This window comes from Alteromonas sp. S005 (assembly GCF_036864475.1).
Taxonomy (GTDB): Bacteria; Pseudomonadota; Gammaproteobacteria; order Enterobacterales; family Alteromonadaceae; genus Alteromonas.
On sequence record NZ_JAZETN010000017.1, the window covers coordinates 37,088 to 63,739 of the forward strand.

The 26,652-nt window shown below is 43.6% G+C and carries 20 protein-coding genes; 13 read left to right on the plus strand and 7 right to left on the minus strand.

The window, feature by feature from the left end; translation table 11 throughout:
• Positions 1 to 94: 94 nt before the first annotated feature.
• Positions 95 to 970: a DMT family transporter gene (locus V7R55_RS16640; RefSeq protein WP_334060389.1), complete on the plus strand. Its 876-nt coding sequence runs from the start codon at positions 95 to 97 to the stop codon at positions 968 to 970.
• 389 nt (positions 971 to 1,359) lie between these two features.
• Entirely contained in the window at positions 1,360 to 3,693 is a 2,334-nt protein-coding gene (locus V7R55_RS16645; protein WP_334060390.1) for a sensor domain-containing phosphodiesterase, read from the plus strand.
• A 50-nt stretch (positions 3,694 to 3,743) separates the two neighbouring features.
• On the opposite strand, the gene V7R55_RS16650 is transcribed toward V7R55_RS16645, so the two are convergent.
• Positions 3,744 to 4,841 carry an NADH:flavin oxidoreductase gene (locus tag V7R55_RS16650; protein ID WP_334060391.1) on the minus strand — a complete coding sequence of 366 codons (1,098 nt, stop codon included), beginning with the start codon at positions 4,839 to 4,841 and terminating at the stop codon, positions 3,744 to 3,746.
• A 931-nt stretch (positions 4,842 to 5,772) separates the two neighbouring features.
• On the opposite strand from V7R55_RS16650, the gene V7R55_RS16655 reads away from it, so the two are divergent.
• Complete coding sequence (locus V7R55_RS16655) at positions 5,773 to 6,015, plus strand: DUF2164 domain-containing protein (protein ID WP_334060392.1); 243 nt, start codon at positions 5,773 to 5,775, stop codon at positions 6,013 to 6,015.
• Between the two features lie 83 nt (positions 6,016 to 6,098).
• Here the strand turns inward: V7R55_RS16655 and V7R55_RS16660 are convergent, their stop codons facing one another.
• The 5 genes from V7R55_RS16660 to ubiG all read right to left on the minus strand — a co-directional run bounded on the left by V7R55_RS16660 (position 6,099) and on the right by ubiG (position 12,065).
• Complete coding sequence (locus V7R55_RS16660; RefSeq protein WP_334060393.1) at positions 6,099 to 6,836, minus strand: SDR family oxidoreductase; 738 nt, start codon at positions 6,834 to 6,836, stop codon at positions 6,099 to 6,101.
• Positions 6,837 to 6,950: 114 nt separating this feature from the next.
• Positions 6,951 to 7,223 (minus strand): class I ribonucleotide reductase maintenance protein YfaE, encoded by a 273-nt coding sequence (gene yfaE / locus V7R55_RS16665; protein ID WP_334060394.1) that lies wholly within the window; start codon positions 7,221 to 7,223, stop codon positions 6,951 to 6,953.
• A 12-nt stretch (positions 7,224 to 7,235) separates the two neighbouring features.
• Positions 7,236 to 8,366, minus strand: a complete 1,131-nt coding sequence (nrdB, locus tag V7R55_RS16670; RefSeq protein ID WP_334060395.1) for a class Ia ribonucleoside-diphosphate reductase subunit beta — start codon at positions 8,364 to 8,366, stop codon at positions 7,236 to 7,238.
• Between the two features lie 126 nt (positions 8,367 to 8,492).
• On the minus strand, positions 8,493 to 10,814 hold the full coding sequence (nrdA, locus tag V7R55_RS16675) for a class 1a ribonucleoside-diphosphate reductase subunit alpha (RefSeq protein ID WP_334060396.1): 2,322 nt from the start codon (positions 10,812 to 10,814) through the stop codon (positions 8,493 to 8,495).
• A 546-nt stretch (positions 10,815 to 11,360) separates the two neighbouring features.
• Positions 11,361 to 12,065: a bifunctional 2-polyprenyl-6-hydroxyphenol methylase/3-demethylubiquinol 3-O-methyltransferase UbiG gene (gene ubiG / locus V7R55_RS16680; RefSeq protein WP_334060397.1), complete on the minus strand. Its 705-nt coding sequence runs from the start codon at positions 12,063 to 12,065 to the stop codon at positions 11,361 to 11,363.
• Positions 12,066 to 12,367: 302 nt separating this feature from the next.
• On the opposite strand from ubiG, the gene gyrA reads away from it, so the two are divergent.
• From gyrA to pyrF, 10 genes are all read left to right on the plus strand, one after another.
• Positions 12,368 to 15,082, plus strand: a complete 2,715-nt coding sequence (gene gyrA, locus V7R55_RS16685; protein ID WP_334060398.1) for a DNA topoisomerase (ATP-hydrolyzing) subunit A — start codon at positions 12,368 to 12,370, stop codon at positions 15,080 to 15,082.
• 144 nt (positions 15,083 to 15,226) lie between these two features.
• Positions 15,227 to 16,312 carry a 3-phosphoserine/phosphohydroxythreonine transaminase gene (gene serC, locus V7R55_RS16690; RefSeq protein ID WP_334060399.1) on the plus strand — a complete coding sequence of 362 codons (1,086 nt, stop codon included), beginning with the start codon at positions 15,227 to 15,229 and terminating at the stop codon, positions 16,310 to 16,312.
• A 1-nt stretch (position 16,313) separates the two neighbouring features.
• A complete protein-coding gene (gene aroA / locus V7R55_RS16695) occupies positions 16,314 to 17,597 on the plus strand; it encodes a 3-phosphoshikimate 1-carboxyvinyltransferase (protein WP_334060400.1) in 1,284 nt (427 codons plus the stop codon).
• A 181-nt stretch (positions 17,598 to 17,778) separates the two neighbouring features.
• Entirely contained in the window at positions 17,779 to 18,450 is a 672-nt protein-coding gene (gene cmk / locus V7R55_RS16700; protein WP_334060401.1) for a (d)CMP kinase, read from the plus strand.
• A gap of 118 nt (positions 18,451 to 18,568) precedes the next feature.
• A complete protein-coding gene (gene rpsA, locus V7R55_RS16705) occupies positions 18,569 to 20,239 on the plus strand; it encodes a 30S ribosomal protein S1 (protein WP_039220847.1) in 1,671 nt (556 codons plus the stop codon).
• Positions 20,240 to 20,315: 76 nt separating this feature from the next.
• Positions 20,316 to 20,603, plus strand: a complete 288-nt coding sequence (ihfB, locus tag V7R55_RS16710; RefSeq protein ID WP_014949641.1) for an integration host factor subunit beta — start codon at positions 20,316 to 20,318, stop codon at positions 20,601 to 20,603.
• A 202-nt stretch (positions 20,604 to 20,805) separates the two neighbouring features.
• Entirely contained in the window at positions 20,806 to 23,148 is a 2,343-nt protein-coding gene (locus V7R55_RS16715; RefSeq protein WP_334060402.1) for a PilZ domain-containing protein, read from the plus strand.
• Positions 23,149 to 23,223: 75 nt separating this feature from the next.
• Positions 23,224 to 23,484 carry a LapA family protein gene (locus V7R55_RS16720; RefSeq protein WP_438823603.1) on the plus strand — a complete coding sequence of 87 codons (261 nt, stop codon included), beginning with the start codon at positions 23,224 to 23,226 and terminating at the stop codon, positions 23,482 to 23,484.
• Positions 23,484 to 24,653 (plus strand): lipopolysaccharide assembly protein LapB, encoded by a 1,170-nt coding sequence (gene lapB / locus V7R55_RS16725; protein ID WP_334060404.1) that lies wholly within the window; start codon positions 23,484 to 23,486, stop codon positions 24,651 to 24,653. The genes V7R55_RS16720 and lapB overlap by 1 nt, the downstream gene beginning before the upstream one ends.
• Positions 24,654 to 24,659: 6 nt before the next feature.
• Positions 24,660 to 25,358, plus strand: coding sequence for an orotidine-5'-phosphate decarboxylase (pyrF, locus tag V7R55_RS16730; protein ID WP_334060405.1), 699 nt, complete (start codon positions 24,660 to 24,662; stop codon positions 25,356 to 25,358).
• A 115-nt stretch (positions 25,359 to 25,473) separates the two neighbouring features.
• On the opposite strand, the gene ald is transcribed toward pyrF, so the two are convergent.
• Positions 25,474 to 26,607 (minus strand): alanine dehydrogenase, encoded by a 1,134-nt coding sequence (ald, locus tag V7R55_RS16735; protein ID WP_334060406.1) that lies wholly within the window; start codon positions 26,605 to 26,607, stop codon positions 25,474 to 25,476.
• Positions 26,608 to 26,652: the final 45 nt, after the last annotated feature.

Sequence of the window (26,652 nt, forward strand, 5' to 3'; positions counted from 1 at the left end):
GATTTATCTAAAAAGAACACTTTTACTCAGTCTATTTATGACAAATCACACGGTCATATTTTCCTGAGTCCAATTAAATGCTGGGGAGAAGCGCTTGCTTAAAACTCTTTCACTGGTGGCTATTGCAATGTTCGCGTTTGCCGCCAATTCGCTTCTGTGTCGTATGGCACTTTCAAATCCAACGATAGACCCTGTAAGCTTTACTTCCTTACGCATAGTGAGTGGTGCAGTTGCTCTTTTGCTTTTATCTTTTTTTTCAAGACGAAAACAACCACAGCGCCATTATACTGAAAATTTATGGCAAGACGTTAAACGTAATGCGAGTGTGTTTGGTGGCCTTTCATTGTTTGTTTATGCCATTAGCTTTTCCTTTGCTTACATATCCATGTCTACGGGTACGGGCGCGCTATTACTGTTTGGCGCGGTTCAATTAACGATGATATCAGTTGGCTTAATGGGTGGTGAGCGCTTCAAAATACGTCAGTGGTTTGGTTTCGCTCTTGCATTCACAGGTTTAATTATTCTCTTGTTACCAAGTGCATCTGCGCCATCTTTATTGTCGGGAGCTGTAATGGTTATTGCTGGTATATCGTGGGGCATATACTCACTACTGGGTAAAAAAAGTGCATCTGCGCTTTTATCTACTTCAGGCAACTTTATTTATGCTTCGTTGCTTTGTATTTTAATGATGGGTACCGTGCTACTACTCAATGATGAGTATTTAGTTTTAAACAAGGCTGGCATTTACTATGCCTTAGCGTCTGGAATTTTAGCCTCTGGATGCGGGTACGCTATCTGGTATAGCGTATTGCCGCTTATCAAGTCAACAAGTGCAGCGACCGTCCAGTTGAGTGTGCCTGTTATCGCAACGATGATGGGGTGGACGGTACTAGAAGAACAACTTAATTTACAAATTATAATCGCGTCACTTGCCACCCTTGGCGGTATCTATTTAGTTATTAAAAAATAATTGGAACCTAGTGTTCAGTTGCCGTTGACGGCTTAATAATACTGGAAATATAAAGTCTGCTGAATACCCGTTTTTTAGGGGAAGGTAAGGAACCTCTGTGAATATAGACTAAAGGCTAATGTTTGTGGGGTGAAAGAATGCTACCGTGATTAGTTAAGTAGACTGCCAAGCGATGGCATGCAAAATGACAAACCTACCAGTTAAGACTGTGGTCGAGTACTGCATTTAACTCAAGTCAGCCCATTTTTCACTGTCGCCTATCTTGTCATTTGTTGCTTACTGGATATAGCTAAACAAGGCAAAAGGAATAATGTAGCGTTGGCATAGAGTTTTTTGTTAACTGCTGAAATCTGATTGCGCCAAATGTAATGCGTTGTTAGGAAATTATGGTGAGTTATTTTCGTAAAATTACCAATGAACATGAACGACTAAGTGCGTTAAAGCGCCTTGCTATCGTCGACACGCCAGTTGAGGCGCGTTTTGATCGATTAACTCATTTGGCGTGCCGTGTTTTTAATTGTAAGTTTGCATTTATTTCATTTGTTGATGAGCACCGTCAATGGTTTAAATCATCGGCAAACATTGCTATTACAGAAACACCTATACACGAAGCAATGTGCACTCATACCATTGAGCAGTCACAGCCTCTCGTTACTCCAAATACATTAGAAGACAAGCGTTTTAGAGAAAACCCTCATGTTGTGGGCGAGCCACACTTTCGGTTTTATGCTGGTGTAAGGCTTATATTTGAAGGCCATGCGGTTGGTACTTTGTGTGTCCTTGATAATGAGCCCAAGCAGTTAAGTCAATCTCAAATTGAACAATTGCAAGGATTTGGGGAGCTAGTCGAAAGTGAGCTAAATAAAAAAGAATATAAAGACCTCTCCGAACAGTTGGAAGAGTACCAATTTAAACTAGAACAAACGCAAAAAATAACGCGTGTACGAAGTGCAATTTTGGAAAAAGTGGTAAATGCAGAATCTTTACATACTGTTCTTCATGACATTGTGTATGCGATTGAAGCCGAATACAAAGAGCAAATTTGCAGTGTTTTGTTGCTTGAGAACGGAAAGCTCAAAAAGGGTGCTGCCCCATCGTTACCCGACTTTTATAATGACGCCATTGACGGAGTAGACATTGGTGAAGGTGTTGGCTCGTGCGGAAATACCGCGGCAACCAATGAACCTACTATTGTCGAGGATATAAGTACACATCCATTTTGGTCTGCATGGAAGGAGCTGGCGGCATCGGCAGGTGTAGCTGCATGTTGGTCTCAGCCTATACAAGGAGCGAATGGCGAAGCCATCGGTACTTTCGCCATTTATCATCGCGAAAAGGCGATACCCACTGCAGAAGAAAGAGTGTTAATTAGGCAATTTGCCCATATCGCCAGCATCGCTATAGAGCGGGAATTGGCGAATAGAGTCATATGGAGACAGGCCAACTTCGATTCTTTGACAGGCTTACCCAACCGAAACTTGATGCTCGATCACCTTCAATTGGCGATGAAAACTGCCGATCGAGAGAATGAAAAAGTCGCTGTTGTGTTTTTAGACTTAGACAATTTTAAGGATGTAAATGACGCATTAGGGCACGATGTCGGCGACAAGCTATTGGTAGAGTGTGCTATGCGTATAAAACGCTGTTTACGCGCTGATGACACGGTATCAAGGTTAGGTGGCGACGAATTTGTCATTATTTTAAACGGTATATGTGGCTTAAGTTCGATAGAAAATGTTGTACAGAAAGTACTGAGTGAAATAATTAAGCCTTATACGTTAGAGTTTGAGCGCATTCACACAAGCGCGAGCATGGGAATTACTTTATATCCCGATGATGCGAATGAAGTAAAAGATCTATTAAAAAATGCTGACCAAGCCATGTATGGTGCAAAAGCTCATGGTAAAAATAGTTACCACTATTTTACGCATGACATGCAAAAAGCAGCAATTAGAAGAATATCGTTATTGAATGACCTGCGTTATGCAGTAAAAAACAACGAACTGTTTCTTGAGTACCAGCCCATCGTGTGTTTCAACGACTCAAAAGAGGTGAAAGCTGAAGCTTTGCTTCGGTGGCAGCACCCTATAAAAGGTCGCATAGCACCCGATGATTTTATTCCTTTAGCTGAAGAGTCAGGGCTTATTATAGAAATAAGCAACTGGGTTTTCGATGAAGTCACTAGACGAATAAAACAATGGCGACGCGAGCATAGCAAGTTTGTTCAGATAAGTATTAACACGTCGCCTAGTCAATATTTTAATCAGGAATCTAATATCACCGAATGGTTAACTTTGTTACTAGAGAAAGGGCTCAGTGCTCGCTCTATATTACTTGAAGTTACTGAAAACTTACTCATGGAGGCCGACGCTGAAGTATCTAAAAAGCTGTTTCAATTCAGGCAGGCGGGGATTGATATAGCCTTAGATGATTTTGGTACTGGTTTTTCTTCTATCTCTTATCTTAAAAAATTTCCGACTGATTACATAAAAATAGACAAGAGTTTCGTCAACTCTATGACTGATGTTAGCAACGACAAAGTGTTATGCGAAGCGATAATTGTTATGGCTAAAAAACTGGGCATTGGCGTTGTTGCTGAGGGTGTAGAAACACAAGAGCAGTTTAATATATTAAGCGCAATGGGATGTGACTATGCTCAGGGCTACTTTATTGCGAGACCAATGCAACTCTCTGACTTTGAAGCTTATTTGAAAGAAAACTAGCGCGTTGTGCGCTAGTTTTATCGAGCATTCAAATTGGTATTTACTTGAACTTAAGAAAGCGTGGCTAGCGCCTTTCCAGAGTACTGGTTTAACTCGTCGATTCGGTTTTCTTTAATTTTGTTGGCCCAGTTTGGATCCTGTAGAAGAGCCCTTCCAACTGCAACTAGGTCAAACTCGTCTGCCTCTAACCGTTCAAGTAAATCATCGACCGAACGAGTGCTTGAATCTTGTCCTTTAAATGCGCCGAAAAAGTCGTCATTTAGTCCAACAGACCCTACTGTTATAGTAGGTTTGCCTGTTATTTTTTTCGTCCAACCAGCAAGGTTAAGCTCATCCCCTTCAAACTCATTTTCCCAGTAACGACGTTGAGAACAATGAAAAATATCTACGCCAGCTTCGCTTAGTGGAAGTAGAAACTGCTCTAGCTCTTGAGGCGTGTGTGCTAAGCGAGCGGTATAGTCTTGTTGTTTCCATTGTGAGTAGCGAAGCACGATAGGGAAATCGGGTCCAGTTGCAGCGCGAATAGCTTTGATTATTTCTACTGCAAACCGACCGCGGTTTTCCATACTTCCACCCCAGCTATCGGTACGCTGATTAGTGCCTTCCCAGAAAAACTGGTCGATTAGATATCCATGCGCTCCGTGAATCTCAATCCCGTCCATGCCGATAGTCTTGGCGTCTGCAGCAGCTTGAGCAAAGGCAGAAATCACAGATTCGATGTGTTCAACAGTCATTGGTTCAGCGCCCTGTTTACCAGGCTTGAACAGTCCCGAAGGCCCTGCACTTGGAAGCTCAGGGTAGGGGGCTTTTTCTGCAACCCGTGCCATACCCACGTGCCACAGTTGTGGCATGATTTTTCCGCCTACGCTATGAACTTCGTCTACCACATTTTTCCATCCGGCTAACGCCTCGCCACCGTGAAATTGAGGAATGTTCGCATCCATCGTAGCGACTTTGTCGTTTACGGTAGTACCTTCGGTGATGATTAAACCTGTACCACCCTGTGCGCGTCGCTTGTAATAAGCGGCTACATCAGGCGTGGGAATTCCGTTTGGGGAAAACTGGCGAGTCATAGGTGCCATTACGATTCGGTTGTTCAACGATAGGTTACCTTGTGAATAAGGCTTAAACAGTGCGTTAGCTGTCATTTTTTATTCCTGTTTTTTATTGCAATTAGGGCTGTGTGCATTTCATTCAGAAAATGAAATGTTGTTATTCTTTGAGGAGCCTTAAACATGTTATTGGACAAATGTTTTTGCTTCGTACACCCTTGGAGGATCCACATAATTACCAATGGGCTAGAAAGGCTGTGGTTTACAACAGATACTACTGGTGAGTTGGGGCAAGTCAATTTTCAAATCTTGATAGTAAGCCATAAGTGAAAGTGAGCTAAGTGCCCCACGGAAAGAGCTCCTTATCTAGGTGTGAGTAAGATTAATCTAAAATCTCCACAATTTTACTGGTGGCTTGAGTAAGGCGTATTACCTTATTTTCAGTATGAACCGTTATCATCCCGTCTTTATCTCACGACACAATTACACGGACTTGGTCATAAATGTCATGAACTGAACGTTTTCCAACGGTTAGTTTTTTCTGCCATCCCGGCGGTAATTCACTCGTCCGTTCATACTTTTTCTCTATTCCCAGAGGAAATGATTTATCATTCTGGGGCTTACTAGAGTTAGCCCAAGCAGGTAAGCTATAAAGCGCAATCGTCGCTGTGATACCGATAATAGTTAAATATTCATTGTTAACTTCAAAAATACGTAAAATAGCTACATCAATTTGAAGTAGTTATTCAAAACAGCTTGTGCAAACTCGTGCAGAAACGCTTTTAGCGCAAGGACAGTTAGACTTTGCATTTGGAATGCTCGTTACTGAAAATCAGTAATCAAGCATAGCGTTCAAAGTGAAGTCAGCGAAAACGATATTAGTTCGAAACTTAATACAAAAAAAATTAAAACGATAGTGAGTAGCGTACTAACGGTAATGTGCCATTAATAGCCGAGAGGCAGGGAGTCAGTCGGCTGGGATAAGTGAATAACATAATATTTAAGGCGTTATAAAAAAAGGAATAATATGAGTGATATCGCATTTACCCGTGAAGAAAAAGAGGCGTTAGTCGCTAAGCTGCAACAATATTTTGATGATGAGTTAAATGTGGAACTTGGTCAATTTGACGGAGAGTTTCTTCTCGATTTTATCAGTAAGGAAATAGGCGCATCGTTTTATAACAAAGGCATAAGTGACGCTAGAGCCGTTGTTGCATCGCGCTTACAGGTCATTGATGAAGAACTGTATGCCATCGAAAAAGTCATTTGAGTTCTTGTAGCTTTTAAAGCCTGCATCTAGCAGGCTTTATAGTAAATGGGTGATCCATTCTTATACGCAAAAAATAATCAGCACTAGAGTTCCTGATTGGTAGGTCTAATGATCATTTCGTTTATGTCTACGTCGCCAGGTTGCTCTATGGCAAACGTCACTGCACGTGCAATAGCATCTGCATCGATAGCATCGTCATACATATCGTCTGCCATTTGCTTCGAGTCTTTATGAGAAATGTGGTCAGTCAGTTCTGTCGCCACTGCTCCTGGTGATATATTGGTTGAGCGAATCTTACCATTTGACTCCTTTCGAATGCCTTCACTGATTGCTTTAACAGCGAATTTAGTCGCGCAATAAACCGTTGCTCCAGGGAATACCACATGACCGGCTACAGAAGAAAGATTAATAATATGTCCGCTTTTTTGCTCTCGCATTTGTCCTAAAACAGCGGCTACACCATACATAACGCCTTTAATGTTTACATCTATCATCTGGTCCCACTCGTCAACCTTCATCTCGTCAAGCGGGGCAAGTGGCATAAGGCCAGCATTATTTACGAGTACGTCAATACGGCCGTAGGCATCTATAGCTGCTTTCGCAAGCGCCTTGACTTCATCTTTTTTCGTGACATCTACCGTTTTATAAGTAGCGTGGCCACCTGAAGATTCAATTTCATCTACAAGTTTTTTAAGGCGATCTTCACGGCGAGCGCCTAACACTAATTTAGCACCTTTGCTTGCGAGCATTTTCGCTGTCGCCTCTCCAAGCCCGCTACTTGCACCTGTGATGATGACTACTTTTCCAGAAACTTCACTCATAACATTATCCTTACGTTTGATTAATCGTAGGTTGCTACGTCTAAGTATCGAAGTGGATTACTTCAATTCACATAATTGCTGTGAGAGTGTTGTTCAGAGCGATGAATGGAGACCTTATAGCGGTACTTTAATTTTCACCGGGCATTTAGCCACACAACAGCACGGAAGAATTTCATCATCGTCTATAAAAGCAAGAGGGTCTGTAGTGTATTCAACCTCACCTTCGATAAGCTTAGTACGGCACGCTCCGCAAAAGCCTTCACGGCAATGGTAGTGAATATTAACGCCCGCTGATTCAAGGGCGTTTAAGATAGTGGTATCAGAAGGGGCAATAATCGCCCCCACATCGACAACGTCGATGCGGAGTGATTTATAATTACTGCTCATTAAGCTGGAATTTTACAGCTCAAAATCAGCAAAGTCGTCTTCGCTTACTGCAGAGTCGATTTGACCAACAAGATAAGAGCTTATTTCAGACTCTTGAGGTGCAACTTGTACATTGTCTGAATTTAGATAGTTATTCATCCATGGAAGTGGGTTACTACTAACGTCAAACGGTGTGTCTAAGCCAATTGCCGACATACGTTGATTAGCAATGTACTCAACGTATTGGCAAAGAATTTCTTTGTTCAGACCAATCATTGAACCGTTTTGGAATAGATAGTCAGCCCATTGCTTTTCTTGCTCCACAGCGTTCATAAAGATAGCGCGGGCTTCTTCTTTACACTCTTCTGCTATTTGTGCCATTTCAGGGTCGTCTTTGCCCTTAGCCCATAAGTTTAGAATGTGCTGGGTTGAAGATAAGTGAAGGTTCTCGTCACGCGCAATTAATCGAATGATTTTAGAATTACCTTCCATCAACTTGCGTTCTGCGAAAGCGAACGTACAAGCAAAAGACACGTAGAAGCGGATTGCTTCAAGCGCATTTACCGAGTTCATGCACAGATAAAGCTTCTTTTTAAGCTCGTACATATTAATCGTGTACGCAGTACCATTAACGGTATGAACGCCTTCACCTTGTGTTTGCCATAGTTGAGTGGCAAAGATAAGGTCGTCATAATACTTAGAGATATCTGCGGCACGGCGCTTAATCTCGTCGTTTACTACGATATCTTCAAATATTTCACTCGGATCTGAGAACAAGTTGCGCAAGATATGGGTGTATGAACGCGAATGGATAGTCTCAAAGAAAGACCATGTTTCAACCCATGTTTCTAACTCTGGTAGTGAGATAATAGGCAAGAACGCAATATTTGGGCTACGACCTTGTACCGAGTCTAGCAGGGTCTGGTACTTAAGGTTTGATATGAAGATATGTTTTTCTGGGTCAGTCAATTTTTGAAAGTCGACACGATCGCGAGAAACGTCCACTTCTTCAGGGCGCCAAAAAAAGCTAATTTGTTTCTCAATAAGCTTTTCGAAAATGGCATGCTTTTGCTGATCATAGCGTGCAACGTTTACGGGATTACCGAAAAACATCGGCTCGATCAATGGATTAGTACTTTGCTGATTAAACGTAGTGTATTTCATGATGGCCTAACTAAAAACTTAATGATTAACGCGTATTATTGTTTGTGTTCTTGCTGCGAAACGTTAATGGCAGGCGTTACCGTAAAATCCTTTTACGAACCTGCCATTTTTGCAAAAGGGCGTGTACTAGATTTTACACGCACCGCCTGCACAATCATCATCTTCCTCTACCACAACTTCTTCTTGACGTGGTAAAGGCTCGTTTGCTTTAGCGTCTAGCGCCGAGGTGTCTGAAGCACCGTCACGAGTGTTATGATAATAGAGTGTCTTAACACCAAGTTTGTATGTAGTAAGAAGGTCTTTAAGCAGAAGCTTCATTGGTACCTTGTTACCTTCATAACGACTTGGGTCATAATTGGTATTCGCAGAGATAGTTTGGTCAATAAACTTCTGCATGATACCAACAAGTTGCAGGTAACCATCGTTAGAAGGAATGTCCCAAAGTAGCTCATATTTATCTTTTAATGTTTCGTATTCAGGTACTACTTGTTTAAGTACACCATCTTTACTTGACTTAATGCTGATAAAACCACGTGGAGGCTCAATACCGTTGGTCGCATTAGAAATCTGCGAAGATGTCTCTGAAGGCATTAATGCCGACAGTGTAGAGTTGCGCAGTCCGTGTGTTTTTACTTCTTCACGAAGGGCATCCCAGTCGTAGTGAAGCGGTTCATTGCACACGCTATCAAGGTCTTTCTTGTAGCTGTCAATTGGCATGATGCCTTGCGAATAGGTAGTTTCGTTAAATTTAGGGCACGCACCTTTTTCTTTAGCCAAGTTGTTCGACGCTTTCAATAGATAGTACTGCATTGCTTCAAACGTGCGGTGAACTAAAGCATTAGCACTGTGATCTGAATATTTAACGCCGTTCTTAGCAAGGTAATATGCAAAGTTAATAACACCAACACCCAATGTACGGCGGCCCATAGTTGCGTTGTACGCAGCCGGAACAGGGTAGTCTTGGTAATCAAGTAGATTATCAAGAGCGCGTACTGCAAGGTCGGCTAGTTCTTCAAACTCATCAACTGACTCAATTGCACCTAAGTTAAATGCTGACAACGTACAAAGTGCGATCTCACCGTTTTCGTCGTTAACGTGTTGCAGTGGTTTAGTTGGTAACGCAATTTCAAGACACAAGTTGCTTTGACGAACTGGCGCAACTTCTGGGTTAAACGGGCTATGCGTATTACAATGGTCAACGTTTTGTAGGTATATACGACCTGTGCTGGCGCGTTCTTGCATGAACAAGCTAAACAGTTCCATCGCTTTAATTTGCTTCTTACGGATGCTGTCGTCGTTCTCGTATTTAACGTATAGCTCTTCGAATTTCTCTTGATCGGCGAAGAACGCATCGTAAAGACCAGGTACATCAGATGGGCTAAATAATGAAATGTAGCCATCTTTCATCATGCGCTGGTACATCAGTTTGTTGAACTGAACACCGTAGTCTAAGTGACGTACACGGTTTTCTTCTACACCACGGTTATTCTTAAGCACTAGTAGAGATTCTACTTCCATATGCCAGATAGGGTAGAACAACGTAGCCGCACCACCACGAACGCCACCTTGTGAACAGCTTTTCACTGCAGTCTGGAAGTATTTGTAGAACGGAATACAGCCAGTGTGGAATGCTTCACCACCGCGAATAGGGCTGCCCAGTGCACGAATGCGTCCTGCATTTACACCGATGCCCGCGCGTTGGCTTACGTATTTAACTATCGCGCTTGCCGTTGCGTTAATAGAGTCTAGGCTGTCGCCTGTTTCAATTAGTACGCATGAGCTAAATTGACGAGTTGGCGTTCGTACGCCGGCCATAATTGGTGTAGGTAGCGAAAGCTTGAATGTTGATGCAGCATCGTAGAAACGACGAATGTAGTCCATACGCGTCGCTTTGTCGTAGTTTGCGAAAAGACATGCTGCTACAAGAATATAAAGGAACTGTGCACTTTCATAAATTTCACCAGTAACACGGTTTTGAACCAAGTACTTGCCTTCAAGTTGTTTAACCGCAGCATAGCTGAAATTCATATCGCGCCAGTGGTCGATGTAGGTCTCCATCTCTGCGAATTCTTCAGGCGTGTAGTCTTCAAGTAAATGCTTGTCGTACTTTCCTAAATCTACCATTTTACCAACGTGTTCAAGTAACGCTGGCGGCTCAAATTGCCCGTACGCTTTCTTACGAAGATGGAAGATAGCCAAGCGCGCGGCCAAGTACTGGTAATCTGGTGCATCAGTAGAGATCAAGTCAGCTGCCGATTTAATCAGTGTTTCGTGGATCTCGCTGGTATTAATGCCGTCATAGAACTGAATTTGCGCTTTTATTTCAACTTGTGAAACAGAAACGTTGTTTAGTCCTTTGGCTGCCCATGTAACGACTTTGTGGATTTTTTCTAAGTCGATGGACTCTTTTTCACCGTTTCGTTTGGTGACGAATAAGTTGTTGTTCATGTTACTGGCCGTTTGTCTGTTAGCGCTTGATGCGTGGGCTATCTATTGCCCATTTTCGTTTTAATTCTAAATGCGTGTGTCGCTATTACAGTTGGCTCACGCCAGATAAAAACACACACAAAAGCGGTCTAAACCAACACTGAAAGTATTAAAGTAGAGACTGCTTGTTAAATTCTTTACTGCTTTTATTTCTTCAGCGAGATTGTTCTATATAACTGAATTTGACATTCCCAAAGCCAGTTATTCATTAATTTACGATCCCGAATATTACATATGGGATCCCGTGCTGAATTAAACACAAGATAGTGAGGTTTCGCTTTGATTGCAACCCAATATCTGGTGGTATTTCAACCACTCAATCTGGCATGAAATTTATGTTAGTAACAACTAACTTTTTAGCGTTCTACAAGCGTAAAATATCTGGATTGCAAGCGTTTTAATTAAAATCTTAACTGCAAAAATTAATTTATTCTTAGAATTCAATTTTTATACAGACACGATATATGGTGTTTAAAATATCGCCGCAGCCCTATATATAGTGTTAAATTAACTTTGCGCTACTGTATATAGTAAGTAGTTTACGTCTACATTATTAGACGAAAGATAAAAACCTTGGGAAATTGGGTCCATGTGCAAACCAGTCATGTCGCGCGGAAGTAAACCAGCTTGATCCGTCATCGCCATGAGTTCAGAAGGCTTTATAAATTTACCGTGATCGTGAGTGCCCTTGGGAACCAATCTAAGGATATATTCTGCGCCAAGGATCCCCATTAAATATGACTTGAGGTTTCTGTTCAGTGTAGAGAAAAAGACATGGCCACCAGGCTTGACTAATTTAGCGCACGCCATAACAACAGAGGCAGGGTCGGGCACATGCTCAAGCATTTCCATACATGTCACTACATCAAATTGACCTGCGTTTGCCTCGGCGAATGCTTCTGCCGTTGAACAGACGTAATCAACTTTCACTCCAGACTCTAGGCCGTGAAGCTTGGCCACTTCTAATGAAGCTTCTGCCATATCTAAACCCGTTACCACAGCTCCAGCACGGGCCATAGATTCTGCGAGAATGCCGCCGCCACAGCCAATATCGACTACCTTTTTGTCAAACAGCCCTTCGCTGTGTTGATTAATGAAGTCTAAACGAAGTGGGTTGATAAGATGCAGTGGCTTAAATTCTCCCTCTGGATCCCACCAGCGAGATGCAAGTTCAGAGAATTTATTGATTTCTTGTTGATCGACATTCGTCATGAGTAAAACAGTCCTTAACCTATCTCTTTTTAAGATATCGTAAATTCTGGTTGTGTTTCACTGTTTTTACACAGAATTAGACAAATTTTATGAAGGGGTGAGCGAAAAGTAATCGCTTGCCTTTTAGTTGATTAATAAGCGTAATTAAGCGCTACATAAATCTGTCATCAAGTGGTACACTCGAAGCACGATTATGACCCACATAATAACAACAGTGCGCTCCCAAGCCTTGCTTACACAATGATGTGAAGTAAAGCGCTGGATAACGCAGAACAAACCAAAATAAAGGGATTAAGCAGTTTATGTCTGATAACGCTAAAGAAATCCTCCCCGTTAATATTGAGGAAGAGTTAAAGAACTCGTACCTTGATTACGCGATGAGCGTTATTGTCGGGCGAGCCTTGCCTGACGTAAGAGATGGCTTGAAGCCAGTGCACCGTCGTGTGCTGTTCGCAATGAACGAACTGAAAAACGACTTTAACAAGCCATACAAAAAATCTGCCCGTGTGGTAGGTGACGTAATTGGTAAATATCACCCTCACGGTGACTCTGCGGTTTACGACACTATTGTTCGTATGGCCCAACCGTTTTCACTGCGCTATATGCTGGTTGACGGTCAAGGTAACTTTGGTTCTGTAGACGGCGACTCTGCCGCTGCGATGCGTTATACCGAAGTTCGCATGGCAAAAATTGCGCACGAATTACTAGCCGATTTAGATAAAGAAACCGTTGATTTTGTACCTAACTACGACGGTACTGAATTTATCCCTGAAGTATTACCAACTAAGGTTCCGAACCTTCTAGTTAACGGTTCGTCAGGTATCGCAGTTGGTATGGCGACAAACATACCGCCACATAACTTAACTGAAGTGATCAATGGTTGTGTTGCCTTAATTCAAGATCCATCAATTACCATTGATGATCTGATGACGCATATTCCTGGTCCTGACTTCCCAACAGCTGCGATGATCAGCGGTCGTAAAGGTATTGAAGACGCGTACCGCACCGGTCGCGGTAAAATTTATCTTCGCGCTAAAGCTGAAATAGAGACTGACAACAACGGTAAAGAAACTATCGTTGTTAACGAGATTCCTTACCAAGTTAACAAAGCACGTCTTATTGAAAAGATCGCAGAACTGGTAAAAGATAAGCGTATTGAAGGCGTCTCGGCACTGCGTGACGAGTCCGATAAAGACGGCATGCGCATTGTTATTGAAGTTAAACGTAACGAATCTGCCGAAGTTCTGCTTAACCATTTATATGCTAATACTCAGCTTCAAACGGTATTCGGTATTAATATGGTTGCGCTAGACAATGGTCAGCCTAAAGTATTTAACCTTAAAGAAACGCTTGAAGCCTTTATCCTTCACCGTCGTGAAGTGGTAACACGCCGTACTGTATTTGAATTACGTAAAGCCCGTGATCGCGCCCACATCCTTGAAGGTTTGGCAATTGCGCTTGCGAATATCGACCCAATTATTGAGTTGATAAAAGCGTCACAAAGCCCTGCAGATGCGAAGAAATCGCTTGTTGCCCAAGGTTGGGACTTAGGCGACGTTTCTCAAATGCTTGAACGCGCAGGCGATGACGCAGCGCGTCCAGATTGGTTAATGCCTGAGTTCGGTATCCGCGACGGCAAGTACTACCTAACGGAACAGCAGGCGCAAGCTATTCTTGACCTACGCCTGCACAAGCTAACGGGCCTTGAGCACGAGAAGATCCTTGAAGAATACAAGCAACTTCTAGAGCTAATCGCAGAACTTCTTCACATCCTTAATAGCCCAGAGCGTTTGATGGAAGTGATTCAAGAAGAACTTGAAAAAGTTCGCGATGAGTTTGGTGACGAGCGTCGTACTGAAATTACCGCTGCAAGCCACGATATAGATATTGAAGATCTAATCGAGCAAGAAGACGTTGTTGTAACGCTTTCTCGCGAAGGTTATGTGAAGTATCAGAAGCTTACAGACTACGAAGCACAACGTCGTGGCGGTCGCGGTAAGTCTGCAACCAAGATGAAAGATGAAGACTTCATCGAAAAGCTTCTTGTTGCGAATACACACGATCATATATTGTGCTTCTCAACCCGAGGTCGCTTGTACTGGTTGAAAGTTTATCAATTGCCGTTTGCTAGCCGAAATGCACGCGGACGCCCAATTGTGAACATACTGCCGCTAGAAGATAATGAACGCATTACTGCTATTCTTCCTATTAAAGAATTCGAAGAAGGCAAGTTTGTGCTTATGGCAACGGCAAACGGTACCGTCAAAAAGACTGATCTAAGCCTATACTCTCGCCCTCGTTCAAGCGGTATTATCGCTGTTAACCTAAATGAAGGTGATGAGCTAATTGGTGTTGATATCACACACGGTGATGACGACATCATGTTGTTCTCTGACGCGGGTAAAGTCGTTCGCTTTAACGAAAAGCTTCGCGACAGCGAAACCGGTGAAGTGAAACGAGACCCAGAGACGGGTGAGGAGCTTCTTGCACTTCGCCCAATGGGAAGAACGGCAACAGGTGTTCGCGGTATTCGTCTTCAAGATGGACAAAAAGTGGTATCGCTTATTGTTCCAAAAGGTGACGGCCCAGTCCTGACAGCAACAGAAAATGGTTTTGGTAAGCGTACCCCGCTAGAAGATTACCCAGCGAAGAGCCGTGCGACACAAGGTGTTGTGTCTATCAAGGTGTCTGAGCGTAACGGTAAAGTAGTTGGCGCTGTACAGGTAGACGAAACCAATGAAATTATGCTTATTAGTGACCAAGGTACACTGGTTCGTACTCGTGTAGGCGAAGTGTCAGTAGTAGGCCGTAACACACAGGGTGTTCGCTTGATACGTACAGTAGAAGGTGAGCATGTTGTAGGGTTACAGCGTATTGAAGAAGTGGCAGAGTTACAGGAACTCGATGAGGACGGTAACCCAATCATTTCAGAAGATGCGCCAGAACAAGCAGAAACTGCTGTTCAAGAGCAAGAAAACGCCGCAGAAGACGGTGATAGCTCAACGACAGAAGAGTAGGGATAGCGCGCAGGCATAGGTTTTGCGCACTATCAGTGTTCTTTCAAACAAGCGGCTTTTGCCGCTTGTTTACCTAATAGACCCGCAATATGCTTTTAATAAAGCGGGTTGAACGGTACTTATCTACAGGTGTTGAAAAACGCAATGAAAGAGGTTTTTAATTTTAGTGCTGGGCCGGCCATGCTTCCTAGAGAAGTGATGGAAAAGGCACAATCAGAATTTACAAATTGGCGCGATTTAGGCTGCTCTGTAATGGAAGTAAGCCATCGTGGTAAAGACTTCATTGAGATAGCCGCAAAAGCAGAGCAAGATTTGCGTGATCTGCTATCTGTGCCATCTAACTATCATGTGCTTTTCACACACGGTGGTGGACGTGGTCAATTTGCAGCTGTTCCCCTCAATTTGTCATCCGCCGGTGATACCAGCCTTCACTTAGTGAGCGGCTCTTGGTCAAAAGGTGCGGTGAGTGAAGCGAATAAATACAATAATGCGGTAGTAGTGGGCGACGTTACAGAAAAGGACGGGCTTCACTACATTGCCAAGCCTGCTCTTAGCGATATCGATCAATCTGCGGCCTACTATCACTTTTGTCCAAACGAAACGGTAGACGGTATCGCTTATGACTGGCTGCCAGAATCTGGCAAGGTGCCACTTGTTTCTGATATGTCATCAACGATATTGTCACAACCGCTAGACGTAGCAAAGCATGGCGTCATATACGCTGGGGCACAAAAGAATATTGGCCCAAGCGGCTTATCAGTTGTTATTGTTCGCGAAGACCTGGTTGGCAAAGCACGTAAAGAAACGCCCTCTATCTTCGATTATGCTCTAGCGGCAAAATCTGACTCTATGTACAACACACCGCCAACGTTCTCATGGTACTTAGCGGGGCTCGTATTTGAATGGCTTAAAGATATGGGCGGCGTTGACGCTATGGCTAAACGCAATGCTGAAAAGGCAGCGTTACTGTATTCAGCTATCGACAGCTCTGACTTCTATTCAAGTAAAGTTCACCCTGACAACCGTTCAAAAATGAATGTGCCGTTTCATTTAGCCAATGCTGAACTTGACGGATTGTTCCTTAAACAATCACAAGAAGCAGGGTTACTTGCCCTTAAAGGGCATCGTTCGGTAGGGGGCATGCGTGCCAGTATTTATAATGCAATGCCAGTAGAAGGCATTGTTGCGCTAGTTGAATTTATGCGCGAATTTGAAAGAGTGAATGGATAAAATGGAGCAGTTAACATTAGACCCGATTGCAAACGTGTCGGGAGAGGTCAATGTCCCTGGCTCAAAAAGTCTGTCTAATCGCGCACTGTTGCTTGCCGCGTTAGCTGAAGGTGAAACTGAATTAACCAACTTGCTAGATAGCGAAGATATTGAGCATATGCTTAATGCACTCACCAAATTAGGCATTAGCTATCACTTAAGCGAAGACAAAACCCAATGCGTAGTGAAGGGTAATGGTGGCGCATTTGAGGTGGCTGAGCCACTTGAGCTTTTCTTAGGTAATGCCGGCACTGCAATGCGTCCTTTATGCGCAGCACTAGCTGCAAGTAATGTGGATACCGTGTTAACCGGTGAGCCGCGAATGGAAGAGCGCCCAATTGGCGATTTAGTTGATGCGCTACGTGAAGCAGATGCCGAGGTGTCTTACCTTAAAAACGAAGGCTATCCTCCGCTACAAATTAAAGGTAAGACGCTAAACGGTGGCGAAATGTCGGTTGATGGCAGCGTGTCTAGTCAGTTTTTAACGGCACTTTTGATGGCAGCTCCCCTGTTTTCAGGAGATGTAACCATTCGCATTAAAGGCGAATTAGTATCTAAGCCTTATATCGATATCACGTTAGACACCATGGCTAAATTTGGCGTTACTGTCGAGAATGATAACTACCAGACGTTTACTGTTTCTGGTGACGCCAAGTACGTTGCGCCAGGTAAATTTATGGTAGAAGGCGATGCTTCTTCTGCATCTTACTTCCTTGCAGCTGGCGCCATTAAAGGCGGGACGGTACGCGTAACCGGAATTGGGCAGAAAAGCATTCAAGGTGACATCCGCTTTGCTGATGTGCTTGAAGCCATGGGTGCAAAGGTGGTGTGGAATGATGAGTACGTTGAAATAACCGGCGCGCCGCTTAAGGGCGTGAACATGGATATGAATCACATTCCGGATGCAGCCATGACCATTGCCACTACAGCGCTGTTTGCCGAAGGTCCAACGACCATGACTAACATCTATAACTGGCGTGTTAAAGAAACAGATCGTCTAGCGGCTATGGCAGCCGAGCTTCAAAAGCTAGGTGCTAAAGTAGAAGAAGGGCACGACTACATAAAAGTGTGGCCAACTGATTCGCTAAAACACGCTGAAATAGATACGTATAACGACCACCGTATTGCAATGTGCTTTTCTCTAGTTGCATTAAGCGATACCCCGGTCACAATTAACGACCCGGGTTGTACACGTAAAACCTTCCCAGACTATTTTACTCGCTTTAAAACTTTGTATAGCGCGTAAAAGCCTTATAAAAAAGAATCAGAGGTTAATGAAGTGCTGTACGGGTTACCCCTCTAGCTTCGTTGATCTGAATCAGATTTATTCTAATGTACAATGCCGTCACTAAGAGGCGGCATTGCTTATCTCTCACTAAAGCGTATAATTGCGCGCGATTTTTAGTAATTTAAACGATGGAGCAGGTATGCATTCCACACCCGTAGTCACGGTTGACGGTCCTAGTGGTGCTGGTAAAGGTACGTTAAGTAGCTTGCTGGCAAAGAAATTAGGGTGGCACTTTCTAGATAGCGGCGCAATTTACCGTGTATTAGCAGTCGCTGCACTACACCACGACCTTCCGTGTGATGATGAAGAATGTGTTGTTCCTCTAGCAACCGGTCTTGATGTTAGTTTCGAGACGAATGGCGATACCACTCGCATTATTTTGGAAGGCGAAGACGTTACTGACGATATTCGCACCGAAGAAGTTGGCGCCGTGGCGTCAAAAGTTGCGGCATTACCTCGGGTCCGCGAAGCGTTACTTCGCAGACAGCGCGCTTTCCAACAAGATCCTGGTCTTGTTGCCGATGGTCGCGACATGGGGACCGTGGTATTTCCTGATGCGCCTGTAAAGGTTTTCCTTACGGCAAGCGCAGAGGCCCGCGCTGAACGCCGCTATAGCCAGTTGAAAGCAAAGGGCATGGATGTTAATATTGCGCGCCTTTTAACCGATATCAAGGCAAGAGACGAGCGCGATACACAGCGTGCGGTGGCTCCTTTGGTACCGGCACAAGATGCAGTAATTATAGATTCAACGGACTTGGATATTGACCAAGTCTTTGAAAAAGCGATGGATATTATTTCCTCACGCCTTTAATGACGAGAGCTGATCGCATCCAAAGCAGTGTTGCTACAGGAAGTGGCGACTAATTTTAATAACCCCGCGTTATCCGGATAAGAAGCGTGGATATCAACTTAAAAGTTATTTGAGACTTATGACTGAAAATTTTGCACAACTTTTTGAAGAAAGCTTACAAGAACTAGAAACACGTCCTGGTTCAATTGTAAAAGGTACTGTTGTTTCTATCGACAAAGACATCGTTCTTGTTGACGCAGGCTTGAAATCAGAAAGTGCTATCCCAGCTGACCAATTTAAAAATGCTGAAGGCGAACTAGAAATCGCTATCGGTGATCAAGTAGACGTTGCACTAGATGCAGTTGAAGATGGTTTCGGTGAAACTATCCTTTCTCGTGAAAAAGCGAAGCGTCACGAAGCTTGGGTTGAGCTGGAAAAAGCTTACGAAGATAAAGCTACAATTAAAGGCGTTATCAACGGTAAAGTTAAAGGCGGTTTCACTGTTGAAGTTAACAGTGTACGCGCGTTCCTTCCTGGTTCTCTTGTTGACGTACGTCCAGTACGCGACACTACACACCTTGAAGGCAAAGAGCTTGAGTTTAAAGTAATCAAGTTAGACGCTAAGCGTAACAACGTTGTTGTTTCTCGTCGTGCAGTTATCGAAGCAGAAAGCAGCGCAGAGCGCGAAACGCTTCTTGCTAACCTTGAAGAAGGTCACGAAATCAAAGGTATCGTTAAGAACCTTACCGATTACGGTGCGTTCGTTGACCTTGGTGGCGTAGACGGTCTTCTACACATCACTGATATGGCTTGGAAGCGCGTTAAGCACCCAAGTGAAATCGTGAATGTTGGTGACGAAATCAACGTTAAAGTACTTAAGTTCGACAAAGAGAAGCAGCGCGTTTCTCTTGGTATGAAGCAAATGGGCAACGATCCATGGCAAGAAATTGCTTCTCGTTACCCAGAAGGTACTAAGATCAACGGTCAGGTTACTAACCTTACTGACTACGGCTGCTTCGTTGAAATCGAAGACGGCGTTGAAGGTCTTGTACACGTTTCTGAAATGGATTGGACTAACAAGAACATCCACCCATCTAAAGTTGTTAACCTAGGTGACACTGTAGATGTGATGGTTCTTGAAATTGACGAAGAGCGTCGTCGTATTTCTCTAGGTCTTAAGCAGTGCATTGCTAACCCTTGGGAAACATTTGCTGAGTCACACGAAAAAGGTGACAAAGTGTCTGGTAAGATCAAGTCAATCACTGACTTCGGTATCTTCATCGGTCTTGACGGCGGCATCGACGGTCTAGTTCACCTTTCTGACATCAGCTGGAACAAGTCTGGTGAAGACGCGGTTCGCGACTATAAGAAAGGCGACGAAATCTCTGCAGTTGTACTACAGGTCGACCCAGAGCGTGAGCGTATCTCTCTTGGCGTTAAGCAAATCGAAGAAGATCCTTTCAACAAGTATCTGACAGATAACAAGAAAGGTGCTATCGTTACTGGTACAGTAACAGCAGTAGATGCGAAAGGCGTTACTGTTAACCTAGCTGAAGAAGTTGACGGCTACATCCGCGTTGCAGACCTTGCTGTAGAGCGTGTTGAAGACGCAACAGAAGCGGCAAGCGTTGGTGATAGCATCGAAGCGAAGTTCATGGGCGTTGACCGTAAGAACCGCACTGTTAACCTATCTGTTAAAGCGAAAGATCAGGCTGACGAAAAAGAAGCTATCGATAAAGTTAACCAACAAGAAGATGTTGGTTTCGCTAACGCGATGGCAGAAGCATTTAAAGCTGCTAAAGGCGAATAATGCTTTTGTGGGTGTGCACCTGCACACCCAATTCGCGATAGCTGTTTAAACAATAATATTGACAATGAGGTTAAGCATGACCAAGTCTGAATTAATTGAACGGCTCGCGGATCAAGCGCGTCATATTCCGGCGAAAGAACTTGAACTGGCAATTAAAGAGCTTCTAGAACAAATGGCGCAAACTCTTCAAAAGGGAGAGCGTATTGAAATTAGAGGTTTTGGTAGTTTCTCTCTTCACTATCGCGCTCCTCGCGTAGGTAGAAACCCTAAAACGGGTGAGACGGTGAAACTTGACGGTAAATATGTACCGCACTTTAAGCCTGGTAAAGAACTTCGCGAAAGGGTAGACGCCTCAATCGCATAATGCATTGTAAAAGCCGCTGAAAAGCGGCTTTTTTGTACCTGTCGATTATTTTCGTGTCGGCTTCTCATATTCCCATTCTATTTTCTGTCTTAAATACACGGATACTCCGATATACTTTTGTTTAATTTTTAATACCTATTGACCCCGACTCAAATAGGGTTATATATTATTCAAATAATAATAAACGGTATACATAGAAGTAATGTCAGCCGGCGATGAACAAGCAATAATAAAACAGTACCAGCCGCTCATTCGCGCGTTAATCCCGTACGAACAACAGAATAGGTTGTTGGAAGGGATTAATAAGTTTTCGAAGCGTTTGCCTAGTAGTGTTCGCAAGGTCGTGAAAGAAGAGGTTGTTCGGTTAACGTCGTTGACTGATGCACCTGCCGACAATTCTGCTTTTGCCCAGTTCCCAGTCATGAAATTTAAGCACTTCGGTGTGCAAATGCGCCTTGATAAGGTGGGGGCGCAAATTCTCAAAAACGAAACTTCACTCTATCAAGATAGATATACCGTTGGTGTGTTTGAGTCGGTAATGAACTCAGACTTCTACCAAAACCAGATAAAAAAAGAGCAGTTTAAAAAGATCGTTGATGCGTTCAACGTTGAGAGCCAGTCGTTCACCGATATCGACTTTGGCGATGACATTGCCATTCGCCCAAACTTTACTTTATCTTCCCCAGAGTTTGAAAAAGGTCGGCATTGCTCTATAAGTTCTATGTCGCATAGAGGCATTGCACTAGAGACCAAAAGACCCCCCAATGCTTCTACTGGCGATATGATTACTTTCACTATCCCAGAAGTTAAAGGCCTGACCAAAGAGCCCACTGAAATTACACTCGAATTAGAGTCTGTGAAATACAATAAGCATTTGGGAAAGTACGAAACGACCTTTAACTTTCAAAGCAACGTGGATAATAGCTTTCTTGCAACACTACAACGCTATGTAGCAGTAACTTCATACAAGCAACCACTGCAACGGGATTTAGAGATAGAGCGCGCCATGCAAGAACTTGAGCGCGACCGCATTTTAGAAAATAGCCCATGGCTTCCTGTTTATCTGGCACCTGACAAGCAATCACTCAAACCGATTATTGCACTTTTTACTAAGGCGAATGTTGAACATAATAATGCAGAAAAACTACTAGCTAGCTTACAAGACAAGCCTATATTCGCCGCGTTAGTTGATGAATTGCGAAAGTACAACGAAGCCTATGTTTTCCACGGCAACATTAAAACTAAAAATGGTGACGTACAAATAACCGCTACGCATAGGCAGCTTCTCGGGCTCAAGCAACTAAATGCGCTCGTATATTTGCTCGCTAAAAGTGGCGATTTTATATGTACACACTGCCGCCTTGATAGTGTGACTCGTGAAGATAAGCAAAAGGCATTCGCTATTCATGATATTTCGAGTAAGGAGTTCGAGCAGCTTGGCCAGATATCTCACGTTTTATACTGCAAAGATGTTTCTTCCTACCTTACGAACTTAACGCTTTCTGCAAAATGTGACTTCAAGCCATTGTCGAAAACGTTGAAAGCCAGCGGTAATAATTGGCGCATAGATTATGTCATGGAAGAAGACTTAGATAGGCGGAGTGAAACCCGCTATGTTATCGATAAACCTGCTTCCATTAAAGTCGGCTTACTCACCTCCCTCAATGCTCGAGTCGCTGATTTAAGTTGTAGTGGTATGAAGTTAAGAGTTGAGCCGCACAGCGATCTGCAAAAAGAAATACGTGTTTCCGTGCCGGAACTGAAAATTAAGGGCGAAAAATATAAGGTTGTACATTACCAGGTCGAAACTGGTGTGGTTAGGCTGTGCCTTGTGGAAGATACGCGCAAAGCTAAAGTGAGCTCTAATGTTGATCATATGGTTGAAGAAAATACGGCTTATTTTAAAGTGAGAGATATTGCTCGTATTCAGCGCTCCACACACCGTTATATTTGGGAACTCGCCGTTAGGCACATGCCGTCGTTATCGGTGCTTTGCGTAATGAATCGTTTTACCCTCGACCGATTAAAAACCGTTTATCAAAGCGATGCATCTGACGACCTTTACCCGTTCTCACGTACACAAAATATCATTCCGCTTCATGGCTTCTTCGCAGATAAAGGGCAGGCTAAACCCAAATCCAAAATATTAGAAGCTATGTTCAAAGAAACCTCTGAGCAAGCCTTAGTGGTTCATTGCGTGAGAAAAAGCGATAACCGTTTAGTATATATTAAAGAACGTGACTTCTTGTTCTCTAAACTTCGTACGCAAATTAAAACTCAGTTAGATGAAGAAAAAATTCAGCTCAGCGCAACAGACGTGACAGCCGTACGCTGCTATGGCGCGATTACGCCGTTGACCAAAAAGCGTCTGGCACAGCTTTCAAAACTCGATAAAGCCATGTATGACAAGCTTGAAACCATGCAGGCCGGTTACACACACTGCATTTTTATAACGAATATGTCGGCATTGCATCATGACTTAGTGGTGGAAAACCTCATAGCTAAACCTCAGCGTCATGAGCTTGAAAGTGAGGGCGCTGCCTAAAATCCAACATTCTTTTAGTGTTATCTCTTTTAGCATTTTGCTATTCTTGCAAATAAATCAATAAAAAAGGGTTGAGTGTTGAAAGGGATCCTAGCGTTTCTCATTATTTTGGTGCTTCTTGCCATTGCGTTTGTTATTGGCTCTCAAAATGAATCGCAAGTTACAGTTAATTATTTAATTGCTCAGGCGAATCTGCGTTTATCAACATTAATAGCGATAACGCTCTCGATAGGCGTGGGTATCGGTATTCTAGTAATGCTTATGAGCTGGTTAAAATTACGCGTTCAGTTAATGTCTGCTAAATCTAAAATACAGAGTTTGGAACAAGACCACTAATGCTCGAACTGCTGTTTCTCCTTTTACCTGTTGCGGCAGGGTATGGTTGGATAATGGGGCGCAATAGTGTCCGGCAAGCGCAGCGAAAACAATCAAGTATCCTATCTAAGCATTATTATAAAGGCCTTAACTTTCTTCTATCTGACCAGCCTGATAAGGCCGTTGATACGTTAATCAAAATGATCAACGTGAATAGCGACACGGTTGAAACCCATATTGCAATGGGTAGCTTTTTCCGCCATCGCGGCGAAATAGATCGCGCCATTAAAGTACACCAAAATTTAGTGAGTCGCGATGAACTGCAACCAGCACAACGAGAAAACGCGCTAAGGGAGCTTGGTCACGACTATACGCAAGCCGGTTTTTTAGAGCGCGCGGAAAATGCGTTTCTTCAGCTTTTAAACAGTGAAAAACATTACCTAATTGCTCAGCAGCAGCTATTTAGTATCTATCAAACCACAAAAGAATGGGAGAGAGCGATAGAGTTAGCGGAGCGCATGGTGCAATGTCATGGTGATAATGACGACCTGTGCGAACGTCTTGCTCACTTTTATTGTGAACAAGCATCTGTTGAATTAAAGAATGAAAGTCAGGGCGCCGCACTAACGCTGTTACAGAAGGCGGTTAACGCAGATGAACATGCCGTAAGACCCTGGCTAATGTTGGGGGATATTGCGCTTAATCAAAAACGATTCACTGACGCGAATGCCTATTTTACTCAAGTTGCAGAACGCGATATTAATTGGTTCAGCGAAGCGGTGCCGAGCCTTGAAAAAATTGCAGAAGAAACCGATGACTGGGACAGCTTCCAGAAAAATTTAGAAGCACATTGGCAAGAGTGCGCCACATCTTACTTGGCCATGGTTGATGTTTTACTGAAGCGCGGTGAGACGACCCAAGCCGCAGAATATCTTCTAGAACAGCTTCGTAAACGTCCGACTATGCGTGGTTTCAAAACCCTAATGGGGCTTTATATTGACCAGCTTTCGGATAAAACCACGGCTGATAGCTTACGTTTACTTAAAGAGTTAGTGGAAAAGCAAATGTTGCAGCGCCCGAAATATCGTTGTGGTAGCTGTGGCTTTTCAGGTCGAAAATTATATTGGCTGTGCCCAAGCTGTAAAAAGTGGGGCGTAGTAAAACCTATCAAAGGGCTAGACGGAGAATAAAAGAACATGCATGACCCACGCGTTATTGTTGCATTAGACTATGACAATAAAGACACTGCATTGGCGTTTGTTGATAAATTAGATTCAAGCTTATGCAAGCTAAAAGTGGGCAAGGAGATGTTCACCTTATTTGGACCGGAATTCGTAAAAGCGCTGATAGCTAAAGGCTTTGACGTTTTCTTGGATTTAAAATTCCATGACATTCCAAATACGGTTGCAAAAGCTTGCAAAGCAGCGGCGGAACTGGGTGTTTGGATGGTAAACGTACATGCTTCGGGCGGCCTACCTATGATGCAAGCGGCTAAAGATGCGATTGCTTCAAGTACAAACCCTCAAACTAAGCTTATTGCGGTTACCGTGCTTACCAGTATGGACGAAGCGCAGCTTGCTGATGTGGTAAGCGGTGTAACGCCTGAACAACAAGTATTGCGTTTAGCCGCGTTAACGGAAAAAGCAGGGCTAGACGGCATAGTTTGTTCAGCGCAGGAGGCCAGCGCGTTACGCGAAAAACATAGCGATGATTTTTTATTAGTTACGCCGGGTATTCGCCCTGTAGGTGCAGACGCCGGTGATCAAAAACGTGTTATGACTCCCCCTGATGCTATAAAAGCGGGAGTGAGCTATTTAGTGATGGGGCGACCTATCACAAAAGCAGAGGACCCAATTGCCGTACTGAAAGCAGTAAACGCATCAATAAACGGTTAGACTTATTTCGAATACAAAAAAGCTCGGATGTGATGTTCACATACCGAGCTTTTTTATTCCGATTTTCTTATTCAAGGGCATGGCCACAGGCCCACCCGAGACTAATCTTTAGAAGTTATTCGCCTTTAAGCGCTACTTCAGCTGGCGTATAAGTTAAGCCAAGTTCTTCACCTAGTGCATCAACTACCGCTTTATAGGTTACTTTACCTTCGTGAACGTTCAAGCCGTTTAGCAAGTGCTTGTCTTCTAACATTGCTTTGGCTGGGCCTTTGTTTGCCAAAGCCAAACCGAATGGCAAGGTCGCATTGTTAAGCGCCATAGTAGAAGTACGCGCAACACCGCCTGGCATGTTTGCCACACAGTAGTGAACCACGTCATCAACAACGTAAACTGGGTCTTGGTGCGTAGTGGCTTTAGATGTTTCAAAACAGCCACCTTGGTCAATAGCAACATCTACAAGCACAGAGCCAGGCTTCATCGCTTTAATTTGCTCACGAGTAAGTAGTTTAGGTGCTGCTGCGCCAGGAATAAGTACTGCGCCAACAACAAGGTCCGCTTTAGAAGAGTAATGCTCGATAGCATCGACCGTAGAGTAAACCGTTTTAACTTGACCGTTAAAGATATCATCTAGCTGGCGAAGGCGTGGAAGCGAACGGTCTAGAATGGTGACATCAGCGCCAAGACCTAGTGCCATTTTCGCAGCGTTAGTGCCTACGACACCACCACCAATAACTAATACTTTGCCTGGCGCTACGCCTGGTACGCCACCAAGAAGTGTTCCGCTGCCGCCGTGTGCTTTTTCCAAATAATGCGCACCAGCTTGTACCGACATACGGCCTGCCACTTCACTCATTGGTGCCAGCAACGGAAGACCACCGCGGTCGTCAGTGACTGTTTCATAAGCAATACAGGTAGCGCCTGACTCTACAAGTAGCTTAGTTTGTGTAGGATCGGGGGCCAAGTGCAGGTAAGTGTAAAGTGTTTGCCCTTTACGAAGCATTTTACATTCGTTTGGTTGGGGCTCTTTTACTTTTACAATCATTTCTGCTTCAGCAAACACTTGCTCAGCAGTTGAAGCGATAGCAGCACCGGCATCTACATACATTTCGTCAGTGAAACCTATAGCATCACCGGCATTAGTTTCAACAAGAACACTGTGACCGTGAGTAACAAATTCTTTTACTGCTGCTGGCGTCAAGCCAACACGATATTCGTGGTTTTTAATTTCTTTTGGTACACCAACTAACATGTATCGTCCTCAATTTTACAATGAGCTTCTATGTGGCTCTGGTTG

What these genes read in the sequence shown, in the direction of transcription:
- V7R55_RS16650 (WP_334060391.1), bottom strand. Translation starts at nt 4,841, where the DNA reads ATGACAGCTAACGCACTGTTTAAGCCTTATTCACAAGGTAACCTATCG.
- V7R55_RS16655 (WP_334060392.1), top strand. Translation starts at nt 5,773, where the DNA reads ATGAGTGATATCGCATTTACCCGTGAAGAAAAAGAGGCGTTAGTCGCT.
- V7R55_RS16660 (WP_334060393.1), bottom strand. Translation starts at nt 6,836, where the DNA reads ATGAGTGAAGTTTCTGGAAAAGTAGTCATCATCACAGGTGCAAGTAGC.
- yfaE (WP_334060394.1), bottom strand. Translation starts at nt 7,223, where the DNA reads ATGAGCAGTAATTATAAATCACTCCGCATCGACGTTGTCGATGTGGGG.
- nrdB (WP_334060395.1), bottom strand. Translation starts at nt 8,366, where the DNA reads ATGAAATACACTACGTTTAATCAGCAAAGTACTAATCCATTGATCGAG.
- nrdA (WP_334060396.1), bottom strand. Translation starts at nt 10,814, where the DNA reads ATGAACAACAACTTATTCGTCACCAAACGAAACGGTGAAAAAGAGTCC.
- ubiG (WP_334060397.1), bottom strand. Translation starts at nt 12,065, where the DNA reads ATGACGAATGTCGATCAACAAGAAATCAATAAATTCTCTGAACTTGCA.
- gyrA (WP_334060398.1), top strand. Translation starts at nt 12,368, where the DNA reads ATGTCTGATAACGCTAAAGAAATCCTCCCCGTTAATATTGAGGAAGAG.
- serC (WP_334060399.1), top strand. Translation starts at nt 15,227, where the DNA reads ATGAAAGAGGTTTTTAATTTTAGTGCTGGGCCGGCCATGCTTCCTAGA.
- aroA (WP_334060400.1), top strand. Translation starts at nt 16,314, where the DNA reads ATGGAGCAGTTAACATTAGACCCGATTGCAAACGTGTCGGGAGAGGTC.
- cmk (WP_334060401.1), top strand. Translation starts at nt 17,779, where the DNA reads ATGCATTCCACACCCGTAGTCACGGTTGACGGTCCTAGTGGTGCTGGT.
- rpsA (WP_039220847.1), top strand. Translation starts at nt 18,569, where the DNA reads ATGACTGAAAATTTTGCACAACTTTTTGAAGAAAGCTTACAAGAACTA.
- ihfB (WP_014949641.1), top strand. Translation starts at nt 20,316, where the DNA reads ATGACCAAGTCTGAATTAATTGAACGGCTCGCGGATCAAGCGCGTCAT.
- V7R55_RS16715 (WP_334060402.1), top strand. Translation starts at nt 20,806, where the DNA reads ATGTCAGCCGGCGATGAACAAGCAATAATAAAACAGTACCAGCCGCTC.
- lapB (WP_334060404.1), top strand. Translation starts at nt 23,484, where the DNA reads ATGCTCGAACTGCTGTTTCTCCTTTTACCTGTTGCGGCAGGGTATGGT.
- pyrF (WP_334060405.1), top strand. Translation starts at nt 24,660, where the DNA reads ATGCATGACCCACGCGTTATTGTTGCATTAGACTATGACAATAAAGAC.
- ald (WP_334060406.1), bottom strand. Translation starts at nt 26,607, where the DNA reads ATGTTAGTTGGTGTACCAAAAGAAATTAAAAACCACGAATATCGTGTT.